Origin of the sequence: Ferviditalea candida (assembly GCF_035282765.1) — a bacterium.
In the GTDB taxonomy this organism is placed as follows: domain Bacteria; phylum Bacillota; class Bacilli; order Paenibacillales; family KCTC-25726; genus Ferviditalea; species Ferviditalea candida.
Map to the genome: position 1 here is coordinate 1 of NZ_JAYJLD010000109.1, position 978 is coordinate 978.

The window sequence follows — 978 nt, forward strand, 5'->3', positions numbered from 1 at the left end:
ATGTGGATAATTCCCGTGCGAATGGGCCGAATTATCCACATATGGATAAACTCTCCCCCTCCCCAATGAAGGGGCCGGTTCATTTTCCATGTGAGTTTTTGGAAGAATCATTCCAGTAATGCCACTCTGGTTTCGATTCGTTTCCATGCGTAGCGACCTGCGAAATCTTTCATCAGCTTAAGCACGACGGAGCGGCTATGCTGAATGAGTGTTGCCGCGCAATGAAAGAACTCCAGACGAAACCGGGCGATGGTGTAGCCTTGATGCACCGACTCGCAACAATCGCATTTGAAACGTTCGAACAAATTATAGGCCAGTAATTTAATCAGCATATCCAGTTCGTTGGCTTTAAAATCGCCGGTCGCAATCCGATCGATGGAAAAGCCGCGCTTGGCTTCTTTGATGTAGTTCTCCATGCAACAGCGCTGGTTGTAGAAGCGCCACAGATCAAGTGGCTCCCACTCCAGGTTGGTCACGATCGCTTCGTACTGCCAATCCGTATCGAACACGATGCGCCCTTGTCCGTCATCGAAAATTTGCGCTTTGCGAATGATGGCGACGCGGCGCGCCTTTGTCCAAGAGGTCGCTTTGTAGATCAAGGTGATCCCTTCGATGATCCAATCTTCATCCACATAGCGCGTCCAATAGCGGCAGGCTTGAACTTCTTTGGCGAGCCGTTTCGTCCATTTGAGCTTGCCGACGTAGCCGATTTCTTTGCTCTCCCACAAACTGTAAAAATCTTCACCGCCAAAGCCTTTGTCAAACCGTGCGTACTTCACTTTGTGATCGCCGAGGAGCTCAAAGGTTTGTTGCAAGAACGCGGCGGCGTCGGTAGAAGAGTGAGTATTGCCCGGCCTTAAGACCGCATTCAAATTCAAGCGGGTCTGTCCTTCGAAGGCCAGCAGCGGATGATAGCTTTTCCTTCCGGGTTTGTGCGGATTGGTCCCTTTGGCCGCGCCCTCCTGATCGCCGTACACG

Annotated in this window: 1 protein-coding gene; it reads right to left on the reverse strand. The window is 51.3% G+C overall.

Going from position 1 to position 978, the window contains the following annotated elements; all coding sequences use genetic code 11:
* Positions 1-107: 107 nt before the first annotated feature.
* Positions 108-978, reverse strand: an 871-nt coding sequence (locus VF724_RS21285) for an IS1380 family transposase (protein WP_371756236.1), incomplete at its 5' end; no start/stop codon positions are given.